Below are 20,951 nucleotides of genomic sequence, written 5' to 3' on the forward strand. Positions count from 1 at the left end.
GGAACCAATCAGGTGGTGGCGGGTAGGGAGGTGCGCGGCCCGGGGCGGAGGTCCCGGGCCGCGCAGTCCGGGTCAGGAAGCTGAGCGCTGCAGGATGCCCCGGGCTTCTTTGGCGGCGGTTTCCAGGGCCTGTTTGGCCGTGACGTCGCCGCGGAGGGCGGCCTGGATGTTCGGGGCGAGGGCACCCATCACCTGGCGTGCGGCAGGGGACGGCTCGCCGGGGTTGGCCGATTCCAGGGCCTCAACCATCGCGAGCGAATCGGCGTCCTGGCCGGGTGCCGCGGCGTCCGTCCGGGTGGGCAGGTTGCCTGCGGCGGCGTTCAGGGCCTTTTGGGACTCGGCCGAGCTGAGGTAGCCCATCACCTTGTAGGCCGCCTCCCGGTTTTCCTTCTTGTTGATGGAGGTCAGTGCCAGCAATCCAGGGTTGCCGTATGTCGCCTGGACCTTGCCTTCCAGGGGAGCGCCGAGTGCTACGTTTTCGGCCCCGAGGGCGGCACGCATCTGCTTCAGTTCCGGCAGTGAGGTGGTGGCGCGCATGGCGGCCTTGCCGGTGGCGATCGGCGCACCTTCCACCTTGGGCCCGTCCGTGGCAGCATCCGCGGGAAGACCGCCCATGTTCTTGAGGTCGATCAGCAGCTGCAGCGCGGAAACGCCGGCGTCCGAGTCGAAGGCGACGTCCTTGGCGTCGTCGGTGAAAACCGTGCCGCCCGCCTGCCACAGCAGCGGATAGAAGGAGAGGTTCAGCGTCTGTTCGGGGCTGCCGGCGTAGTCCATGACGGCGATGCCCTTGCTGGCCAGGACGGGCGCCGCGCTGCGCAGGTCATCCCAGGTTTTGGGCAGGGGCAGGCCGGCGTCCGCGAAAATCCGGGTGTTATAGGCCGTGGTGTTGACGTTCTGGAACAGCGGCACGCCGAACAGCCCGTCATCGAACGTCGCGGCCTCCAGCGTGCCGGGATAGAAGCTGTCCCGGTCCTGTTCAACGGCCTTGTCCACGGGCAGCAGCCCGCGCACGTTGCGGTAGGTGGCGGCCTGGTCGGGCGTAATGAGGACGACGTCGGGTCCTGAGCCGGCGGCCAGCGCCGCGGAGATCTGGGCGTCCCGCTTGTCGAACGTCTGCAGTTCGATGGTCAGGTCGATGCCGGGGTTGGCCTTCTCGAAGCCGGCCTCGGTGTCCTGCCAGAACTTCTTGCTTGCCGTCTCATCCTTGATGACCGGGTACATCCAGAGCGTCACCTTGCCGGCCGCAGTGTCGCCGTCGGACGTCGCGGACCCGGCGGAACCGCATGCGGTGAGGGTCAGTGCGGCGGTGACGACGGTGGCTGTTGCCAAAGCGGTGCGGTGCATCGTGCGTGTGAACATGGTGGCTACTTTCGGGTGAGGGTGGCTTCTTGGAGTGCGCTGAGCGCGAGCTGGTGGCGGCTGGCTGCTACGGGGGCGGTGAGGAGGGGATCGCCGCATTCCCGCATCCAGTCGAAGAGGGCAGCCGAGAGGTCCCGGAGGATTTCCGACTGCTCCGTATGGCCGGCGAGGTTGTCCAGTTCATCGGGATCCGACTGGAGGTCGTAGAGTTCCAGGGCCGGGCTGGTGCCGATGGTGGGTCCGCCGAGGTCGGCCGGCAGGCTGCGGTGGATCCAGGATTGGGTGGGATCCATGGCCCGCGGGGCGTTGGAGAAGTTGACGATCAGCTTGTGCGTGGATGTCCGCACTGACCGTTTGGGGTCGTAGTAGGTGTGGTAGGTCAGCTGGCTGAAGGAATGCGTCCGCGGTGCTTCGCCGGCTTCGACGGCACCCCGCAGGCTTGTCCCTGGGAGGTTTGCCTGGCACGGCAGCCCGGCAAGGTCCAGCAACGTGGGCACAACATCCACGTGGCTGACCATGTCGCTCACGCGTCTCCCGGACCAAGCCATGTTGCCGGGGCGGCGGAGCATCAGCGCAACGCCCAGTCCGGCGTCGTACAGGGTGCATTTGGCGCGGGGCAGGGCGAGGCCGTGGTCCGTTGTGAAGAGCACCAGGGTCCCGTCCCGCAGGCCCAGCGCGTCGAGTTCCGCGAGGATGCTCCCGATCCCGGCGTCCATGTGCTTCACGGCGCCCTGGAGTTCGGCGATTTCCTCGCGCGCGCCGTCGTCGTCCACCAGATGGGCCGGGACGGTGTGCCCCAGCGAAATGTCCGGGCTGACACCGTCGGCCAGGAAACCCATGACGCCGGGACGGTCCCGCGGCGACGGCACACGATGCGGTTCGGTGAAGCCGACCTGCAGGTAGAAGGGCCGGCCGCTTCCGGACATGCGCCGCAACGCATCAGTTGCGCGGCTGACGACGACGTCCCGCGCGCCGCCCGTGCGCGCCCGGTCGAAGCCGAGCCGGGCGGCCACCACGTCGTCGGCCAGAACGCGCGATTCGTGGTGCACGCCGACGAGTTCGGTTTGGTATCCGGCTGATTTCAGCAGCTGGGCGATGTGGGCTTCGGGTTCTTTCAGGTCCCAGCCGAACGGATCGTGGGTGAGGCCGAGCACGCCGTTGGTTTGCGGGTAGGTGCCCGTGAAGAGCGACGCGCGGGCCGGGCTGCAGTGCGGGGCGGTGGCGAAGGCCTGCTCAAAAACGGCGGATTCCTCCGCGAAGGCATCGAGGTGTGGCGTGGTGACTGTGGTGACACCGTATGCCCCCAGAAAGCGGCCGAGGTCATGGCAGTGCAGAAGGAGGATGTTCTTCATTCCGTTCATCCCATCCTTTCGAGGTCGGCGCGGGACAGGGCATGTGCCATCGGCTGGCCGGCAGCGAAGCGCCGCAGCTCGTCCACAACAATCTGGCCGGCCCGGCGCCTGGAGCCCGTGGTGGCTCCGCCCAGGTGGGGTGTGAGGAGGACGTTTGGGAGGGAGCGCCAAGGGTCGCCTGCGGGCAGCGGCTCGGAATCGAAAACGTCCAGGGCGGCATCGATGCGGCCGGAACTGACCTCGCGGTACAGCGCCTCCATGTCCACGATCGTGGAACGGGCGGTGTTCACGAACGCAGCCCCGTCACTCAGCAGCGCAAGCTCCGTGGCGCCGATCAGGCCTTGCGTTTCCCGGGTGGAGGGTGCATGGACGGCTACAACGTCGCTGCTGGCGAACAAGCCGGCCAGGCTGGTGGCGTGTGCGGCGAGCGGGTCATCGTCCGGGAGGTAGGGGTCATAGACGCTCACAGCCGCGCCCAGTGCCCGGCAGGCGTCGATGTAGCGGCGGCCGGTTCGGGACGCCCCCACCACGCCGATCCGGGCGCCGGCAATTTCGCGTGCACGGCGGACGTCCCGGGCCGCTTCCCAGCTGGCTCCGGTGCGGAGGCTGTGGTCCAGCCGTCCGATGCGGCGCAGCAGGCTCAGCGTCAATGCCAGCGAAAGTTCGGCCACGGCGGGCGCCATGGCCGCCCCGGCCTGCGAGATGGGGATGCCGCTGGCCCAGAACTCGTCGCTGACCAGGGCGTGCAGCGATGAGGCGGCGTGGACGACGCACTTGAGGTCCGGGGCCTGCTCAAGGTGTTCGGCGTCCAGCCGTGGGAAACCCCAAGCCGTAACGAAGACGTCCTGGCCCGCGGCGGCCGTGGCGAACGCGTCCAGTGACTGGAGCTCCGCCGGCGCGATTTCCGTGATGTCGCCGAGCCCGTTCAGTGCCGCGAGTGTGGCGGCGGGGAGAAAAGCCGCCCGCTCCGGCTCCGGAATACTCAGCAGGATCCTCAACCGGGGCGGGATGGCCGCCGGTGATGCTGCAACGCCGTTGTTGATGTTCATGGGTTGAGATTGCCAGCCAACATATACTTTTGTCAATGACTAAAGTAAGATTGGTGGTTAGTGGGAAAGCATCCATGCAGCGGGTGCCAGAATGGGTGGGAGCCCATGCGGTGCAGAAAAATAGGAGCCACGAGCAATGAAGCCACGCGCAGGCAGCAAGGCCCTGATCCGGGAGATCAACGAGGCGCTGATCCTTGACATGGTCCGGACACAGTCGCCCATATCCCGTGCACGGATTGCCGCCCAAACCGGCCTGAGCGCCGCCAGCGTCACAGGCATCACGGGCAGGCTCATCCAAGCCGGACTCCTTGTTGAAGCGGAGACCGTGCATGGAACCGGGGGCCGTCCGGCACGCCTGCTGGAGCTTGGCCGGCACGGGGTTTTCGCGGCCGGGGTGCGGCTGTCGCCCACGGCGGCGCACGCCGTCGTCGTTGACCTGCGGGGCGGGGTGGTGGCCACGCACAGCGAGCCGCTGGAATCCGGCGAGCCTGCCGAAGCGGCTGAAGCCGTGGCCCGTGCCGTCCGTGCAGCGGCGGGCGGAAAGTTGCCCAAGATCATCGGAGTTGGCGTGGCCGTCTCCGGCGTCGTTGACCAGGGCAGTGGCTTCGTGCGGCACAGCGGGGCGATGGGCTGGGCCGGCGTCGGGCTCCAGCGGCTCCTGGAAGAAGCGCTGGACGAAGCTGTGGTCATCGACAGTTACGTCAACTCCTACGCCTGCGGCCTGCTTTTCGATGACGCCTACAAGTGCCGCGAGATGCTCATCTTCAGCGTCGGCACCAGCCTGGGGGCCGCCGTCGTGGTTGACGGCCGCATCCAGCGCGGCTTCGACGGCTCCGCCGGCGGGTTTGCGCATTCGCGCGCCATTACCGGACCCGGGCCCGCGAGGGCCTGTCATTGCGGGGCGGAAGACTGTTTTGAAACCCGCGCCAGCCTCTGGGGGATGCAGCGCGAGCTGGAACGGAGCGGCGGGATCCGCGAAATAGACGCCGACGCCGATGCCCACCTGATTGCCGACGCCGCCTCCCACCTGGGCATTGGCATGGCCAACGTTGCCAAGGTCCTTGGGCCCGAACAGGTGGTGGTGGGCTTCGCCCCCGAGGCTGACCTGGGGACGTTCGCGGGCCAGGCCAGGCAGGCGTTCCTTCGCCAGTACGACCACGCGAATACTCCGCCTCCGTTGGTGGACACCGCCGCAGCGGACCATGTTGAACTCGCCAGGGGAGCCGCATGCTCGGTGTTGGCGGGCCTGTTTACGGCCAGGGAATCCCTGCCCAACGAATCCCGGCCCAGCTCCGCGTCTGCCTGAACAGGGCCCGCAGCCGATGCCACCCGTATCCAGCGTGCCAGCCACCACCCGGACACTCCAGGATTTGAACAATTTCGGACATGCCGAAAGCCGTGGCGCAGCATGGCTATCCGGAGGACAATGCGAGGCACCAGTGGAAATCCTCGAGGAGTCAGGTCAACACCGTGGGTGAATCAAGCGCCAATGAAGACGTGGTCAACCGGCTGATCGCGTGTATCAACGACCGCCGGATCGAGATCATGGACGAGCTGTTCCATGAGGATGCGGTGATGCACTGGCCGCAATCCGGGGAAATTGTGCGCGGCGCGGAGAACCGGCGGGGCATCTACAACGCCTTCCCGCAGTTGCCCACCATCACCCCGCGGCGGATGTCCAGCGGCGGGAACCTGGTGATCGCAGAGGCCCTGCTGGATTACGCCGGTCCGCAGTACGAAACGGTGTTCATTTTCGAGTTCCGGGACGGCCGCATCGCCAAGGAAACGGCCTACTGGAGTGAGCCGTTCGCCGCACCGGAGTGGCGCGCCCAATGGGTTGAAAAGGCCTGACCGGACCGCTGCCACGCAATGTCCTGTGCCTGCGCGGCCAAGGGGTGAGCTTCCGGCAGAAATAAGCGACTCACAAGTTTGATAGGAATGAGTCATGCTCCGCCTCAAGCGCATGGCCGTACTGTGCGTCGTCCTCGTATGCGTCATTACCGGCTTTCTGTTCTGGGCGCTCCGCATGGGCGGCCAGCCGGCGGCCGTGACGTTGCCTGCGCCGCCGCAGTCCGCGGCCCGGCTTGAGGTGCTCTCAACCAGCAGCACCCCGGCGCTGAAGGTCACGAGGGTTGTTGACGGGCAGTGGCTGGCCGGCGCGGCCGCCGAAACGGGCATCCCCGCACGGGCGCTGCAGGCCTATGCCACCGCGGCCGCCGCTGCCAGTTCGACCAACCCGGGGTGCGGGATCGGCTGGAACACGGTGGCGGCCATCGGCTTCGTCGAGTCAGCCCACGGGACGTACGGCGGCGGAAGCCTCTCGGCCGCCGGCCAGGCAACCGGGCCGATTGTCGGGCCGAGCCTCGACGGCGACGGGTTCGCCGCCATCGCCGACACGGACGCCGGTGTCCTCGATGGCGACCCCCGTTGGGACCGCGCCGTGGGGCCAATGCAGTTCATCCCTTCCACCTGGCAGTTCGCCGGCCGGGACGGCAACGGGGACGGAAACGCCGACCCCTTCAACATCGACGACGCTGCAGTGAGTGCAGCCACTTACCTGTGTGGCGGCGGGAGGGATCTGGTCACGGATCGGGGCTGGGCTGACGCGGTTTACGCCTACAACCAGTCCGATGCTTACGTGAACCAGGTCCGGGAAACGGCCACCGCGTACGCCGCGCAGGCGGTGGGCTGACGCCAAACCCACGGGCGGCCATAGGCACACTGTGGCCGACGGCGGCCTACGCGCTTGAGCCGACCGTGGATTCGCGCACCACTACCTTGAACTCGGTCTCAATCTCCCGGGGCGGCATTCCGTTCGGATCCTTGATCCGTTCCATCAGCATCCGGATGGCGGTCTCGGCGATTTCTGTCCGCCCAGGATCGACGGTGCTCAGCGTGGGAAGGGTGTACCGGGTTTCGTCCAGGTCGTCGAAGCCGATCACGGCGACGTCGTCCGGGACACGGAAGCCCGCTTCCTGCAGGACGCGCACGGCGCCCTGGGCCAGGGTGTCGTTGAGCCCGAAGACGGCGTCGAAGCTGGCGCCGCGGTCCAGCAGGTCATGCATGGCGGCCGCACCGTTGGACCGGTGCCAGTCCACCACATAGGCGACGATCCCGTCGTCGTACGGAATTCCCCGCGCTTCCAGCGCTTCCCGGTACCCGCGCAGGCGAAGTCCGGCCGAGCCGATCACTTCCCCCTCATGGGCGCCCACGACAGCGATCCGCTTCTTCCCAAGGTCCAGCAGGTGTTCGGTGGCGGCCCGGGCGGCGGTGACGTTCTGCATGGTGACGTGGTCCGAGGCGCTGCCGAAGATGCGTTCGCCCAGCAGGACGATCGGCACGTCAGCCTTGATCAGGTCCGCGTCCTCCTGGCCGAGGGCGAGCGGGCTGAAGATCAGGCCGTCGGACATCTTGAGCCGGGGGCTGGCCATGACCTCCAGCTCGCGCTTCCGGTCGGCGCCGGTCTGTTCTATCAGCACCACCAGGCCGTGTTTCGCGGCGGCTTCGATCACGGCATCGGCCAGCTCGGCGAAGTACGGCAGGCTCAGCTGGGGGAGTGCCAGGGTGATGGCGCCGGTCTGCCCGGAGCGCAGGCTGCGGGCGGTCAGGTTGGGCCGGTAGCCGAGCTCGGCAATGGCCTTTTCCACCTTGGCGCGCGTGGTGTCCCGGACGTGCGGATGGTTGTTGATCACGTTGGAGACGGTCTTGAAGGACACGCCTGCCACGCGGGCCACGTCGTGAAGCGTTGCCGCCATCCTGCCTCCCCCTGGTGCTGTGCCAGGCCCGGGCGGCCTGTCACGGATATTTTACAACGTTGCATCGCCCCGCAGGAGCTGCACGGACAGCAGGTCGCCGGTGGCCATGCCGGGCAGGGCATGGACGGAGAATACGAGCTTTCCCACGGTTCCGGCGGGAACCACGAAATCCTGCACGTCCGCGTCCACGCTACGCCACGCAGTGCCGGGTTCGCCGAGCGGAACGCCGTTGAGGCGCAGCTCGTGTCCAGTCCCCTCGAGACTTCCGGCGCGGAACCTGACGCGCAGCACCGCCGGGGCATCTCCGGGTCCGGCCAGCGCATAGGAGAACCAGCCGGTGGCACTGCGCCAGTGCACCCCTTCGCTGCCGCCGGCCCGGGTGGATTCCCCGGCAAAGTGGTGGTCGGATTCGGGCTGCTGCTCGCCGGCGGTGACGCTGTCGATGACATCAGCGGCGCCGGCTGCCGCGGCGTCCAGGGCGGCCAGTTCGGCGGTGCGCTCCGCAGCTGAAACTCCGGCGGGCCAGTAGACGGTGTAGCGCTCGTCGTGGATGCCGGCGAACGGCTCCAGCCGCACGCTGACCGGGCGGCCGTCGAGCTCCGCGGCCAGTTCCGCCGTGAGCGTCTTGCGGTCCAGGAGTACGACGGCGTCGGCGGGGTTGGGTGCAGTGACCACCGGTGTGCCGGCGAGGGGAGTCTTTGGTCCGGACGCGACGTGGCCCATCCGCTCGTCCGGGGCCTCGCAGCCGGGGACGCCGTCGGCGCCGTTGCGGGCTGCCAGGACCACGGGCCCATACGTGAACGAGACCCAGGGTGAGCCGTCCGGCAGCGCCTCGGCCCGCACTTCGGCCGCCAGGCGGACGGTGACGGTCGTGGTGCCTTCCCAGGTCCGGCGGATGGCGATGTCCCGGCTGCCGGGACCGGCCTCCAGAAGCTGCCCGCCGGCGTCGGCCTCCATTCCCGTGGCCCAGCCGGGACGGCGGAGGCGGAGCGTGAACTCGGTGGGTGCGTCCGCGGTGACGTGCAGCGTGGCGGTGTCGGAGCGGGGGAAGTCGGTCTCCAGCCTGAGGTGCACGCCGTGTTCCGACCAGTCCAGTTCGGACGGAATGTAGAGGTTCACCGAGAGTTCTTCCGGGCCGTGGCTGTAGATGAGTTCGCCGTACCGGGCGTGGTTTTCCAGCCCGGACCCGACGCAGCACCACATGGATTCCTGGGCCTTGGAGTAGACGCGGTAGTGGGCCGGCCGCATGGGTGTGAAGTAGACGAAGCCGCCGTTGTCCGGGTGCTGCGAGGAGAGGATGTGGTTGTAGGTGGCGCGCTCGTAGAAGTCGACCGCCGCGGGGTCGCCGGTGCGTTCGAAGCGGAGCTTGGCGAGTTTGACCATGTTGTAGGTGTTGCAGGTTTCCGGGCCCTGTTCGTCCTGGACCATGGACGCGAAATCACCGGACGGGTGGAAGTGCTCACGCACGCTGTTGCCGCCGATGGAGACGGTGCGGCGCGTGAGCACGGTGTCCCAGAAGAAGTCCGCGGCCCGCGCGGACCCGGCGTCACCGGTGGTGGCGGCGAGCCGGGCGTAGCCCACCACCTTGGGAATCTGGGTGTTGGCGTGCAGCCCGTCGAGCTCATCGCGTCCGGCGGCGAGGGGGTCCAGGATGGCGCGGTGGGCAAACCGGTGCGCCTCGCGGCGGTAATCGTCGCGGCCGGTGATGTCCGCCAGCGAGGCGAAGGTGTCATTGAGCCCGCCGAACTCGGAGTGGAGCATCTCCTCGAAGGCGTCGCCGTCCAGCGTCGCGGAGATTTTCAGCCACCAGTCGGCCAGGGCGGTCAGCATGGCGAGGGCCTGGTTAGATCCCGCGTAGGTGTAGGCGTCGAGCAGGCCGGCGAAGGTTTTGTGCAGGTTGTACAGCGGAACCCAGCGGCCGTTCAGGGTGAACAGATCCGCGTCCACAGTCCCCGCAGCCAGTTCCTCTCCAAGCCGCCGGCCGCCCGGAACCCCGCCCAGGAATCCGTCGCCGGCGGCGGCCTGGCATTCGGCCAGGACCGCCAGGACGTGGTCCAGGCTTTCCCGGACGTGGGGATCGCCGGTGGCGGCGAAAAGCTGTGCGCAGGCGGAAAGGTAGTGGCCGCCGATGTGCCCGTCCAGGCCGTCGGCTTCCCAGCCGCCGTAGCCGGGCGCCGCCGTCGGAAGTCCCGCTTCCCGGCGGAAGGGCGCGAGCAGTCGGTCGGCGTCGAGGCTGAGGACATAGCGGAGGTCCACGTCCTGGGCGTTCTTGAACGCGCTGGGCAGCAGGCGGACGCTGGACAGCGGGAACGACGGCGTGCGGTGGCTCATGGAGGCCCTTTCGGGATGGCGGGGGTTCTGGAAGAGCGGTCGGGAAAGCGCTTTCAGCCTACCGAAAACAGGTCGACTCCTGAAGGCTTTTCCCGCCCCGCGTCTTTGGTGCCCCTTCCCCGACGATGCTCTATCACTCCCGGTTCTTAAAAGGCACGTTTGGCAACCAGGAGTGATAGAGCAACGCCTAGGGTCAGCGCCGCTTCCGTTTGGACCGCTGTTCGTCCCTCCGTTCGGAACTGTCACGCTCCGCGGAGCGCTGCGATTTCCCGGCCACCACCACCTTCTGGTGCCACTCGCGCTGGTAGGCGCGCTGCGCGGCGGCATCGCTGCGCCGGGCCAGGGCGGCGAGCTCGCGCTGCAGCTTTTGGTAGCTGTGCCAGCGGCGCTCGTCGAGCCTTCCGTCAGCCAGAGCCTCCTGCACGGCGCAGCCCGGCTCCTGCTGGTGGGCGCAGTCCGCGAACCGGCACCGGCTGGCCAGATCCTCCACATCGGCGAACATCTCGCCCATGCCTTCGCCGGCGTCGAACAGTCCGAATCCCCGGACGCCCGGGGTGTCCATGAGGACGGCGCCGTTGGGCAGTGGCACGAGTTCGCGGGACGTGGTGGTGTGCTTGCCTTTGAAGTCGCCGGAGCGGACCTCGCCGGTGTGCTGGACCTGGTGGCCCACAAGGGCGTTGATGAGGGTGGATTTGCCGGCGCCCGACGGGCCGAGGAGGACCAGGGTGCACTGCGGCGGAAGGTGCGCCAGCAGTGCATCGATCCCGTCGCCGTTCTCGGCCGAGGTGGTGACCACGTCCACGCCCGCCGCCTGCAGGATGACCTTCCCGACGACGTCGTCCGCCACGTCCGCCAGGTCGGCCTTGGTGATGATCACCAGAGGAACAGCGCCGGAATCCCAGGCGGCCACGAGGGTGCGCTCCAGGCGGTTGTGCGTGAGCGGCCGGTCCACCGGGACCACCACGCCCACCACGTCCACGTTCGCGGCCAGGACCTGCGCTTCCGACGAGTCTTCAAAGGCGCGTTTCCGGCTGAGTTCGGACCTGCGGGGCAGGATCCCGGTGATCTGGCGGTCGCCCGCGCGGTTGGGGCCGATCCAGACCCAGTCGCCCGTGACCGGCGGGCCGGCGTCGAGGGGATAGGGCAGGTGGAGGAGTTCCGTGCCGACGGCGGTCAGGACGAGGTTGCGGTCAACGCGGACCACGCGTCCGGGCTGGTGGTGTTGGTGGTGCTCGGACTGATGGGCGTCGAAGTGATGGGCTACGGCGGGGGAGTAGCCGTACGTTGTGGGCCCTTGCTGGCTGGAAGTGAATGCGGAAATGCTGTCCAGGCTGGTGCCTGACGAATTGTTCAAGGTCAGTCCTCGGGAAAAGTCCCCAGGCACCGCGTGCGCGCAGTCCCGCGGGCAAAACCTGTCGGGTGCGCCTTAGGCGGTGCGGATGCTGGAAACGGGGGTGATTGGTTTGATGGGTGTGGGGCGCTCTGGGCGCGCGGCTGAAACAGTCATCAAAACCACCTCCGTTCTCTCCCGGTGTCCGGCTGCCTGCACGGACTCTCGGTTTCCGAGTGTAGCCGCGGGCGCGCGCGTTGGGTAGGGCTTTTATCCCGGTCATGTAATGAAACGTGTCAAGCTGTTCAATTAGAGTGGACCCATGAAGACCCTCCGCGTTGTTGTGCCAACCCCGCTGCCTGAGGAGCTGTGCGAGCTCATTGAACGGACCGAGCCGCGCGTGGAGGTGGTCCGCGACCAGGCGCTGCTGCCGCCCCAGCGCTATCCCGGCGACCACAGGGGCGACGAAGAATTCACGCGCAGCGCGGAAGAGCAGGCCCGGTTTGAGAAGCTGATCGACTCGGCAGACGCGTTGTACGGTGTTCCGGACCAGTCGTCGTCGCAGCTCAAACGCGCCGTTGAAGCGAACGAACGGCTGCTGTGGGTGCACACCACGCCTGCCGGAGGCGGCGGGCAGGTACGGGCCGCAGGCCTGAGCCAGATGCAGCTGGAGCGCGTTGCCTTCACTACGTCAGGCGGCGTCCACGCCCAGCCGCTCGCAGAGTTCGCGGTATTCGGGGTGTTGGCCGGCGCCAGGGACCTCGGCAGGCTCCTGGCCGATCAGCGGAACCGGACGTGGGGGGAGCGCCGCACGGTGGCACAGCTGTCCGCGCAGACCGTCCTCGTGGTGGGCCTCGGTGGAATCGGCAGAGCTGTTGCAGAAAAGCTGGCAGCCCTCGGCGCACGGGTCATCGGTGCCCACCGCAGGCAGGTGGAGGTGCCGGGGATTGAGCGGATCTACCCCATGGGACAGTTGGCAGAAGCCGTAGCAGGAGCGGACGCCATCGTCGTTTGCCTCCCGGGCACAACGGCCACGCACCGCGTTGTCAGCCGGACGGTCCTGGAGAGCGTCAAGCCAGGAGCCACGATCGTGAATGTCGGCAGAGGGTCGACGGTGGATGAACCTGCCCTGGTGGAGGCACTCGCTGACGGCAGGATCGGCTTCGCCGCCCTCGACGTCTTTGACACCGAGCCGCTCCCCGCGGACAGCCCGCTGTGGGGAATGCCGAACGTCCTGATCAGCCCGCACGCCGCGGCGGTCAACGACGACGAGGAAAGGCTCATTGCCGAGCTGTTCGCCGCGAATGCGACCCGGCTCCTCGACGGAGAGCCGCTCGTAAATCGGGTCAACACCGTCGAGTTCTACTAGGCCATGGCCTCAAGGGTAGGAATCCGGGAAGTCGCAGCGTTGGCGCAGGTGGCGCAGGGCACTGTTTCGCACTTCATCAACCATCCGGACAAGGTGTCCCCCGAGAAGCGCGAGCGGATCCAGCGTGCCATCGACGAACTGGGTTTCGTCCGCAACGACGCCGCCTCGCAGCTGCGCCGCGGCAGCAGCGCAACGATCGCGTACATTGCGCCCGACATCAGCAACCCCTTCTTTGCCACCATTGCCGAGGGGGTCGAGCAACGCGCCGCGGCTGACGGATTGTCCGTTTTCCTGGCCAATTCCAACAGGAGCAGGGAACGGGAAGACGCCTATCTGGAAATGTTCCAGGCGCACCGGGTCCGTGGCCTGCTGGTGGCATCGCATGGCCCCATCGAGGACCGGCTGGCCCACATCCGCAGGCTTGGCACCCCGAGCGTTCTCGTGGGGCAGCGGGCTCTGGCCATCGACCAGCCTTCCGTGTCGGTGGACGACGAAATGGGCGGATACCTGGCAGCGAAGCATCTCATCGAGCAGTCGGCGCGGCGCATCGCCTTTGTTGGAGGTCCCTTGGGGGTACCGCAGATCTCGGACCGGATCGAGGGTGCCAGCCGGGCGGTGCGCGAATGCGTGGATGCCACCCTTGAGGTGATCAATGTGGGCAACCGGACCCTCGCCGTGGGCCGGGAGGTAGCAGCAGAGATCGCCAAACGCTCACCGGAGCGCAGGCCCGAGGCAATTTTCGCCGCCAATGACCTCCTCGCCTTGGGCCTGATGCACGGTCTTGTGGTGGACAGCGGACTGCGCGTCCCTGCCGACATCCTCCTCGTCGGGTACGACGACATCGAATTCGCGGAAGCCTCGGTCATTCCGCTGACGTCGGTCCGGGCACCCCATGAGGAGTTTGGCATCGCAGCCGTGGAACTCCTCCAGGCGGTCATCGCCAATGACACGAAGTCCGCCAAACAGATCGTCTTCCAGCCGAAGCTGATCGTCCGGGCGTCGACTCTCGCCTGAGGTGTCCGGCGGCGGGGAGATGGCCCCGCCGCCGGACACCCTACATCGCGGAGGCTTCGCGGACCGGCACGGGAACGCGGTCGACGGCGGCTGCCGCACTTTCGAAGTGATGCTTACCGCTGTGGATCTCGACTTCGCCGCCCCCGGGAAGCTGCACTGTCGCCGTCGCACCCGTGGGCACGGTAAGGTCCACGCGCAGGGTCCCGCCGTCGATCCGCCAGGCGATGGCCGCCCGTCCGTACGGTGTCTCGTGTTCCGCGGAAGCGTGGGTGAGCCCGCCGCCCGGCTGCGGCCGGAAAACGATGTGCCGGTAGCCGGGCGCTCCGGGCGCCAGGCCTGCCACCACGCGATGCAGCCAGTCGGCCACGGCTCCCAGGGCGTAGTGGTTGAACGAGGTCATTTTGCCCGGGTTCACCGTGCCGTCCGGCAGCATGCTGTCCCAGCGTTCCCAGATCGTGGTGCCGCCCTGCACCACCGCGTACAGCCAGGACGGAGCCTGTTCTTCCAGCAGGAGGCTGTAGGCCGAGTCCGCATGTCCCGTGACCGTGAGGGCATCGGAAACCAGCGGTGTGCCCACAAATCCCGTAGCAATGCGGTGCCCGGCCTCCTCGACAAGTTCGGCGAGGCGGCGCCCGGCAGCGGCCATGTCGGCCTCGGGTACCAGTTCGAACCCGATCGCCAGCGAGTACGCCGTCTGGGCGTCGCTGGTCATGCGTCCGTCGGGGAGCACATACGCGGCGGCAAACGCGCGGCGGACGTCGGCGGCCAGCCGGGCGAAGCGTTCCTCATCGTCGGGCCGGCCCAGGACTCCGGCCATGCGGGCCATCCGGTCCGCGGAGCGGGCGAAGTACGCCGTGGCCACGAGGTACCGGTCCGTGCGGGCGTCGGCCGGATCATGCGGCGGGGCGGACGGATCGAGCCAGTCGCCCAGCTGGAATCCTTCATTCCAGAGCCGGTCGGGGCCGGCGAGGCGCTCCACCAGTTCCACCCAGCGTTTCGCGCTGTCATACTGCGCTTCCAGGATTCCGGGATCGCCGAAGCGCTCGTACAGAGTCCACGGCGTGAACGTTGCGACATCGCCCCACGCCGCCCCCGGGCGGATGGGAGTCCACATCTTGTGCGCGGGAATAACGGGGACATACCAGGGCACCGTTCCGTCGGGAAGCTGCTCCGCCGCCACGTCCTTCAGCCAGCTCGAGAGCATGCCGGAGACGTCATAGAGGTACGAGGCGGTGGGCGCGAAGACCTGGATGTCGCCGGTCCAGCCGACGCGTTCATCCCGCTGCGGGCAGTCGGTGGGGATGTCGAGGAAGTTCCCCCGCATGCTCCAGAGGACGTTCTCGTGGAGCCGGTTGACGCTGGGGTTCGAACTCTCGAACCAGCCCGTGCGCTCAAGGTCGGTGTGATAAACGCGGGCGACGACGTCGCCGCGGGCAACGGCAGCCTCAAGGTCGCCCGGCCAGCCACTGACCTCCGAGTAGCGGAACCCGTGGAACGTGAACCGCGGCTCCCATTCCTCGCCCGGCCGCCCGGCCATGATGTATTCGTCGGTCGACTTCGCGCTGCGCAGCGGACGGGTGTAGATCTCGCCGTCCTGCAGCACCTCCGCGGTGCTGATGAGGACTGAGTTGCCCGCCTCGCCGGAAACCCGGATGCGAAGGCGCCCCACGAGGTTCTGGCCAAAATCAAGGACCTTCCTGCCGCTCGGGGTGGTCAGCACCGCCACAGGCGTCAGCTCCTGGGTGCAGCGGACGGGGGGTCCCTCGGGAGCCACCAGCGTGGCGGGGTCGCGGTGGGCGGCGACAACACGGTGCCAATCGGCGTCGTCGAATCCGGGCCGGGACCAGCCGTCGAGCTCAAGCCGCGCGTCGTACAGTTCGCCGTCGTAGTTGCCGCTGCGGACGATAGGACTCGGCGCCGCCCGCCAGGAGTCATCGGTGGTGATGACCTCCACGGAGCCGTCGCTGTACCGGACTTCAAGCTGGGCGAGCAGCGACAGGTCGGTGCCGTAGAGGTTCTGGAAGCCGCCGTACCAGCCGAGCCGCCCGCGGTACCAGCCGTCCCCGAGCCAGGATCCGATGACGTTCGCGCCGGAAGCGAGGTGGCCGGTGACGTCGTAGGTGTAGTAGCGGAGCCGATGGTTGTAGGTGGTCCAGCCGGGTGACATGGCGTCGTCGCCCACACGCCGGCCATTGATTTCGACTTCGTAGAGCCCGTGGGCTGTGACGTAGAGCCGCGCCGAGGCGACGTCGCTTCGCACGGCAAACTCGCGCCGCAGCAGTGGCGGCCGCCGTTCGTCCGACGCCGGATCCTCCTCCCAGCCTGCGCCGACCGCCATCGCCTGCCAGTCGCTGGGCTCCAGCAGACCCGCCTCGACGGTGCCAGGTTCGCTCCACTCCGAGCGGGTGCCGTCCGCGCCGGTGACCCGGACCCGGACGGTCGCCTGCTCGCGGGAGCCGAGCGGCGCAGCAGGCCAGGGCTGAAGGACCGAGTCCGCGGAGTGCACTGATGGCGGCGAGTCAACGGTGCCGCCGCGGTCCACCTGCACCTCGTAGGCGGCCTGGCTCCAACCCGGCGGTGCCTGGGTCTTCCAGGAGATCCGTGGCGCGGCAACGCCGGTGCCGAGGGCCTGGCGGTGGTGTTCGAACGTTGGTGCACCAACGGTGATGCTCATGAGAACTCCTGGTGGGGCGGGCCTGTCGGCGCAGGCCCGGGAAGTGGACTGTGAAAGCGGTCCTCCCCATCATTGCGTAGTTCTTGACACGTTTCAAGAGTTTCGCCTTTGGAGCCTTGTTTCGTGGGATTAGATATTGATACGGTTCAATAGTTGCCCCTCCAACGTTCCCGAGCGCCAGCGCTCGCCTGAAAGGATCACTCCATGACGCACCCCCGCTACGCGGTGCTCGAAGTCCTACTCACCGGGCCGGACGAACCTGTTCCGGCGGATCGGATTCCGTTCTGGGCCGTGTTCGAACACGAGTCCGGCGACGTCAGGAGGGTGCCTGGATTCTGGGACGGCGGCGACCGCTACCTGGCGCGCTTCGCCCCCGAACGCGAAGGCCGCTGGACCTGGACCACCAGTTCGGAGTCCGCCGAACTGGCCGGGGCCACAGGCAGTGTAAACGTGGTCTCCCCGGCGACTGCGGAGTACGGGCCCGTCAGGGTGGCTGGCACGTTCCACTTCGCCCATGCGGACGGTACGCCGTTCCGGCCGGTCGGAGCCACCGTGTACAACTGGCTGCACCAGCCCGAGGAAAGATTCGCGGCCACCGTGGACCCGCTGGCTGAGGCCGGTTTCAACAAGCTGCGCTTTATGGTCTTCCCGCAGGCGGGCGGCTATGTGGAGCATTTCCCTGAGCTGTTGCCTTTTGAACGCGGCGCCGACGGCCGCTACGACGTGACCCGCCCGGTGGTGACTTTCTTCCGGCGGCTCGACGCCGCCGTCGTGCTCCTGCAGTCCCGGGGGATCCAGGCCGATGTCCTCATCTACAACGCCTATGACAATGGCCGCTTCGGCCTCGACGGTCTGACCGATGCCGAGGACGCCGCGTACCTGCGCTACCTGGTGGCCCGGCTCTCGGCCTACTCCAACGTCTGGTGGTCGCTCTGCAACGAGTTCGATATCCTGGACCGCCCCACCGCCCGGTGGGACGCGGCCGGCGAACTGCTCGCTGCCCTGGATCCCCATGACCACCTGCGCTCCATCCACAACTGGGTTCGCATGTACGACTACAACCAGCCGTGGGTCACGCACGCCTCCCTCCAGCTCGGGCAGGCTACCGAGGACTTCGGCCGCGCGTCGCTGTTCCGCGACGCCTACCTCAAGCCGATCGTGCTCGACGAGATCAAGTACGAAGGCGACGTGCCCGAGCGGTGGGGACACCTCACGGCCCGTGAACTGGTCCATCAGTTCTGGATTGCCACCGTGTCGGGTTGCTACGCCTCGCACGGTGAGAGCTTTGTGCTCGACGGCGGCAGCCTCCACATCGTCGAAGGCGGGCTCCTGCAGGGCGAGAGTCCGGAACGGCTAGGGTTCCTGCGGCAGGTGCTGGACGAGGTGGACGGCGCCGGCCTGGACCCCATCGACAACTGGTGGGACGAAGGTTTCGTCGCCGGCATTCCACGGCAGGTGTACTTCCAGTACCTTGGCCGATCGGCTCCCGCGTCGTGGACGTTCCGGCTGCCGAATACGGGGATGGGGATCCCGCTGGAGGTCGGGGACCGCTTCGAGGTCGACGTGATCGACACCTGGAACATGACCGTCAAGACCGCTGAGCAGGCCTTCGAACTGACTGATGTCCAGCGGAATGATGCCTTCGCGGCAGGGGCCGAACCGGTGCAGCTGCCTGGCGGCGAGGCGCTGGCGCTGCGCATCCGCCGGATCCGGCAATCCGCCGCCATAAACGCACACTGAACAGGACTATCCATGCCAAATTATTGGGACGACTTTGCCCCGGGAGCCGGCCGCCGCGAGCCGCGCGCGGATGCCGTCAGCGACGCCCGCCGGCTCAGCCTCAACGGAAGCTGGCGGTTCCGGCTTTCGCCGACTGCCGCAGGCACCGGCGACGGTTTCAACAAGGTCGGGTTCGATGACTCGGCCTGGGACACCATCCGTGTCCCGTCCCACTGGGTCCTCGAACCCGTCACGCCGCTGGCCGGCGGAACCGCCCGGTCGCTGCGCGGCACGGATGAGGGACCGCTCTACACCAACACGGCACTGCCCATGCCGCTGGACCCGCCGCGGGTCCCCACCGAAAACCCCACCGGGGACTACCGGCTGGTGTTCGACGTCCCCGAGGACTGGGGCCGGGCCGTGTTGCGCTTCCAGGGGGTGGATTCCTGCGCGAAGGTCTGGCTGAACGGGCAGGAACTGGGCTTTTCCACCGGAAGCCGGCTGCCCTTCGAATTCGACGCCCCCGTGCTTCCAGGCGAGAACGTGCTCGCCGTGCGCGTCCACCGCTGGTCCTCGGGCACCTACCTGGAGGACCAGGACATGTGGTGGCTGCCCGGGATCTTCCGCGATGTTGAGCTCATCGAACGGCCGGCCGGTGCCATTGACGATCACTTTGTCCACGCCGGCTTCAACCACCGGACCGGCCAGGGCACCCTCCGGGTGGACGCCTCAACGCCGGCCCGCGTGGAGATCCCGGAGCTGGGGATCAGCATGGCCGCCGGCGAAACCGCCACCGTCCCCGTGCAGCCATGGAGCGCCGAATCGCCGCGGCTGTACCGCGGAACGCTCACGTCAGCGGGCGAAACGGTGGAGCTGAGGATAGGTTTCCGTACCGTGGAGATCTCCGACGGCGTGCTCCGCGTCAACGGCAGGCCGGTGTTCTTCCGCGGGGTGAACCGGCACGAACACCACCCGGACACGGGCCGTACGCTCGACCGGGAAACGATGGTGCGCGACATCGAGCTGATGAAGCAGCACAACATCAACGCAGTACGCACCAGCCACTATCCGCCTCACCCCGAGTTCGTCCGGCTGTGCGACGAATACGGCCTCTGGGTGGTGGAGGAATCCGATCTGGAGACGCACGGCTTTATCTACGCGGGCTGGGAGGGCAACCCGCCGGCGGACCCCCGCTGGCTGCCGGCCATGCTCGACCGCACCCGGCGCATGGTGGAGCGGGACAAGAACAGCCCCAGCGTCGTGGCCTGGTCGCTGGCGAACGAGAGCTGGATTGGCGAGAACTTCGACGCCGTGGAGGCCTGGATCCGGGAGCGTGACCCGTCGCGTCCCCTCCACTACGAACGCGACCCGAGCTACCGCAACTCCGACTTCGCATCGCTGATGTACCCATCGCTCGAGCTGCTGGAGCAGATCGGCCGGCGCGAGGATCCACGGCCTGAGGAAATCAACGACGAAGACGATGCCCGCCGCCGCTCGCTGCCGTTCCTGCTCTGTGAATACGCCCACGCGATGGGCAACGGTCCTGGTTCGCTGCTGGACTACCACCGCATCCTGAAGGCCTACGAAAGGTTCTGCGGCGGCTTTGTGTGGGAGTGGATCGACCACGGCTTCACGCACCGGGATGCCGCCGGCCGCGAGTTCATCATGCACGGCTCGGACGTTGACTACCGCCCGAACGGCGGCCGCTACTGCCTGGACGGGTTGGTCTTTTCGGACCGCACGCCGTCGCCCGGCCTGGCCGAACTGAAGAAAGTGCTCCAGCCGGTGGAGATTTCCGTTGCGGAGACGATCGTGATCCGGAACGACCACGACGCCGTCGGGCTCGAGCACCTGGGTTTCACCTGGCGCCTGGAGCTCGATGGTGTCCCGCGCGGCAACGGCGTCCTTGCCGTCCCGGCCGTCGCCGCCGGGGAGAGCGTCACGGTGCCGTGCCCGGTTGACCCCGGTGATGAGCCGGGCGAATGGTGGCTCACCGTCGAGGCGGAACTCAGGGAGGACACCGCGTGGGCTCCCGCCGGACATCTCGTGGCGTGGTCCCAGGGAGCCCTGGCTGTCCGTCCCAAACAGCGGCGCGCGGAACCTTTGCGGGGGCCTGTGTCCGCGTGGCATCAGGTGTCGTCCGACGGCGGGCTGCGGCTCGGTGACGCTGTCTTCGACCCGGCGTCCGGGAGGCTCCTACGGCTCGGACGGCTGGAACTCGACGGTCCGCAGCTCGACGTGTACCGGGCCCCCACCGAGAACGACCGCGGGCAGGGCGGCAACAATAACCTCGCGGCCGTGTGGTCCGCCGTCGGGCTCGACCGGATGCAGCACCGCACCGACCGCATCGAGGCCGACGGCGACCGCCTGCGGGTGGCGGGGCGATCCGCCGCGGCCACCCACCCGCATGCCATTGAGTACGTGTTCGACTGGACCGCCGACGGCCCGGGACTCCGGCTGGAGGTTTCAGTGGATTTCACCGGCCCGTGGGCGGATACCCCATACCAGCACCGGGACATCGTCCTGCCGCGGCTGGGCTTGCGGCTTGGCTTGCCGGGCGCCTACGAGGAGGCGCGGTGGTTCGGACGTGGACCGGGGGAGTCGTACGCGGATTCGCGGGAGGCCGCCGCCGTCGGGACATATGCGTCCAGTCTCGACGGCCTGCAGGTCGGTTATCCGGTGCCCCAGGAAAACGGCAACCACGTGGAAACGCGCTGGCTTGAGCTTTCAGGCGCCGGGCTGCCCACTCTAAAGGTTGAAGGTGACCCGGTGTTCCACTTCACGGCACGGCGCTGGACCAGCGAGGCCCTGGAACGCGCCCGGCACCCCCACGACCTGGCGGATTCCGGCCGGGTGTGGCTGAACGTGGACCACGCGCAGTCCGGGCTGGGATCGGCGGCGTGCGGGCCGTCCCTGCCGGAGCAGTACCGGCTTCCCCGCGAGGCGACCACCTGGAGTGTCCGCTTCCAGGCCTGATGCCGGAAGCGACGGGGCGGCGT

Annotated in this window: 14 protein-coding genes; 7 read left to right on the plus strand and 7 right to left on the minus strand. The window is 67.9% G+C overall.

The genetic code is table 11. From position 1 onward, the window contains the following. Positions 1-72: 72 nt before the first annotated feature. From EYS21_RS05120 to EYS21_RS05130, 3 genes are read right to left on the minus strand one after another with little or no spacing between them, the layout of a single operon-like run. Positions 73-1,359, minus strand: coding sequence for an extracellular solute-binding protein (locus EYS21_RS05120; protein ID WP_131132119.1), 1,287 nt, complete (start codon positions 1,357-1,359; stop codon positions 73-75). 5 nt (positions 1,360-1,364) lie between these two features. Beyond that, entirely contained in the window at positions 1,365-2,711 is a 1,347-nt protein-coding gene (locus EYS21_RS05125) for a sulfatase (RefSeq protein WP_131132120.1), read from the minus strand. A 5-nt stretch (positions 2,712-2,716) separates the two neighbouring features. Beyond that, complete coding sequence (locus tag EYS21_RS05130; protein WP_131132121.1) at positions 2,717-3,760, minus strand: hydroxyacid dehydrogenase; 1,044 nt, start codon at positions 3,758-3,760, stop codon at positions 2,717-2,719. Between the two features lie 136 nt (positions 3,761-3,896). On the opposite strand from EYS21_RS05130, the gene EYS21_RS05135 reads away from it, so the two are divergent. From EYS21_RS05135 to EYS21_RS05145, 3 genes are all read left to right on the plus strand, one after another. Further along, positions 3,897-5,066, plus strand: a complete 1,170-nt coding sequence (locus tag EYS21_RS05135) for an ROK family protein (protein ID WP_131132122.1) — start codon at positions 3,897-3,899, stop codon at positions 5,064-5,066. Positions 5,067-5,146: 80 nt separating this feature from the next. Next, positions 5,147-5,611, plus strand: a complete 465-nt coding sequence (locus tag EYS21_RS05140) for a nuclear transport factor 2 family protein (RefSeq protein ID WP_131132123.1) — start codon at positions 5,147-5,149, stop codon at positions 5,609-5,611. Positions 5,612-5,705: 94 nt separating this feature from the next. Next, a complete protein-coding gene (locus EYS21_RS05145; RefSeq protein ID WP_131132124.1) occupies positions 5,706-6,452 on the plus strand; it encodes a lytic transglycosylase domain-containing protein in 747 nt (248 codons plus the stop codon). A gap of 46 nt (positions 6,453-6,498) precedes the next feature. Here the strand turns inward: EYS21_RS05145 and EYS21_RS05150 are convergent, their stop codons facing one another. From EYS21_RS05150 to rsgA, 3 genes are all read right to left on the minus strand, one after another. Beyond that, positions 6,499-7,515, minus strand: coding sequence for a LacI family DNA-binding transcriptional regulator (locus EYS21_RS05150; RefSeq protein WP_131132125.1), 1,017 nt, complete (start codon positions 7,513-7,515; stop codon positions 6,499-6,501). 51 nt (positions 7,516-7,566) lie between these two features. Continuing rightward, positions 7,567-9,846, minus strand: coding sequence for a glycoside hydrolase family 127 protein (locus EYS21_RS05155; protein ID WP_131132126.1), 2,280 nt, complete (start codon positions 9,844-9,846; stop codon positions 7,567-7,569). A 193-nt stretch (positions 9,847-10,039) separates the two neighbouring features. Next, positions 10,040-11,200 carry a ribosome small subunit-dependent GTPase A gene (rsgA, locus tag EYS21_RS05160; protein WP_131132127.1) on the minus strand — a complete coding sequence of 387 codons (1,161 nt, stop codon included), beginning with the start codon at positions 11,198-11,200 and terminating at the stop codon, positions 10,040-10,042. A gap of 298 nt (positions 11,201-11,498) precedes the next feature. Between rsgA and EYS21_RS05165 the strand changes: the two genes are divergently transcribed. Both EYS21_RS05165 and EYS21_RS05170 read left to right on the plus strand, forming a co-directional pair. Next, positions 11,499-12,545: a D-2-hydroxyacid dehydrogenase gene (locus EYS21_RS05165; protein ID WP_131132128.1), complete on the plus strand. Its 1,047-nt coding sequence runs from the start codon at positions 11,499-11,501 to the stop codon at positions 12,543-12,545. Between the two features lie 3 nt (positions 12,546-12,548). Next, entirely contained in the window at positions 12,549-13,559 is a 1,011-nt protein-coding gene (locus tag EYS21_RS05170; protein WP_131132129.1) for a LacI family DNA-binding transcriptional regulator, read from the plus strand. A gap of 40 nt (positions 13,560-13,599) precedes the next feature. On the opposite strand, the gene EYS21_RS05175 is transcribed toward EYS21_RS05170, so the two are convergent. Next, complete coding sequence (locus EYS21_RS05175) at positions 13,600-16,233, minus strand: glycoside hydrolase family 78 protein (RefSeq protein WP_131132130.1); 2,634 nt, start codon at positions 16,231-16,233, stop codon at positions 13,600-13,602. A 204-nt stretch (positions 16,234-16,437) separates the two neighbouring features. On the opposite strand from EYS21_RS05175, the gene EYS21_RS05180 reads away from it, so the two are divergent. Together EYS21_RS05180 and EYS21_RS05185 are read left to right on the plus strand one after the other, a co-directional pair. Next, on the plus strand, positions 16,438-17,973 hold the full coding sequence (locus EYS21_RS05180) for a DUF4038 domain-containing protein (protein WP_131132131.1): 1,536 nt from the start codon (positions 16,438-16,440) through the stop codon (positions 17,971-17,973). A gap of 12 nt (positions 17,974-17,985) precedes the next feature. After that, positions 17,986-20,928 carry a glycoside hydrolase family 2 TIM barrel-domain containing protein gene (locus EYS21_RS05185; protein WP_131132132.1) on the plus strand — a complete coding sequence of 981 codons (2,943 nt, stop codon included), beginning with the start codon at positions 17,986-17,988 and terminating at the stop codon, positions 20,926-20,928. The last annotated feature ends 23 nt before the right edge of the window (positions 20,929-20,951 follow it).

Origin of the sequence: Arthrobacter sp. S39 (assembly GCF_004320525.1) — a bacterium.
Lineage (GTDB): Bacteria > Actinomycetota > Actinomycetes > Actinomycetales > Micrococcaceae > Arthrobacter.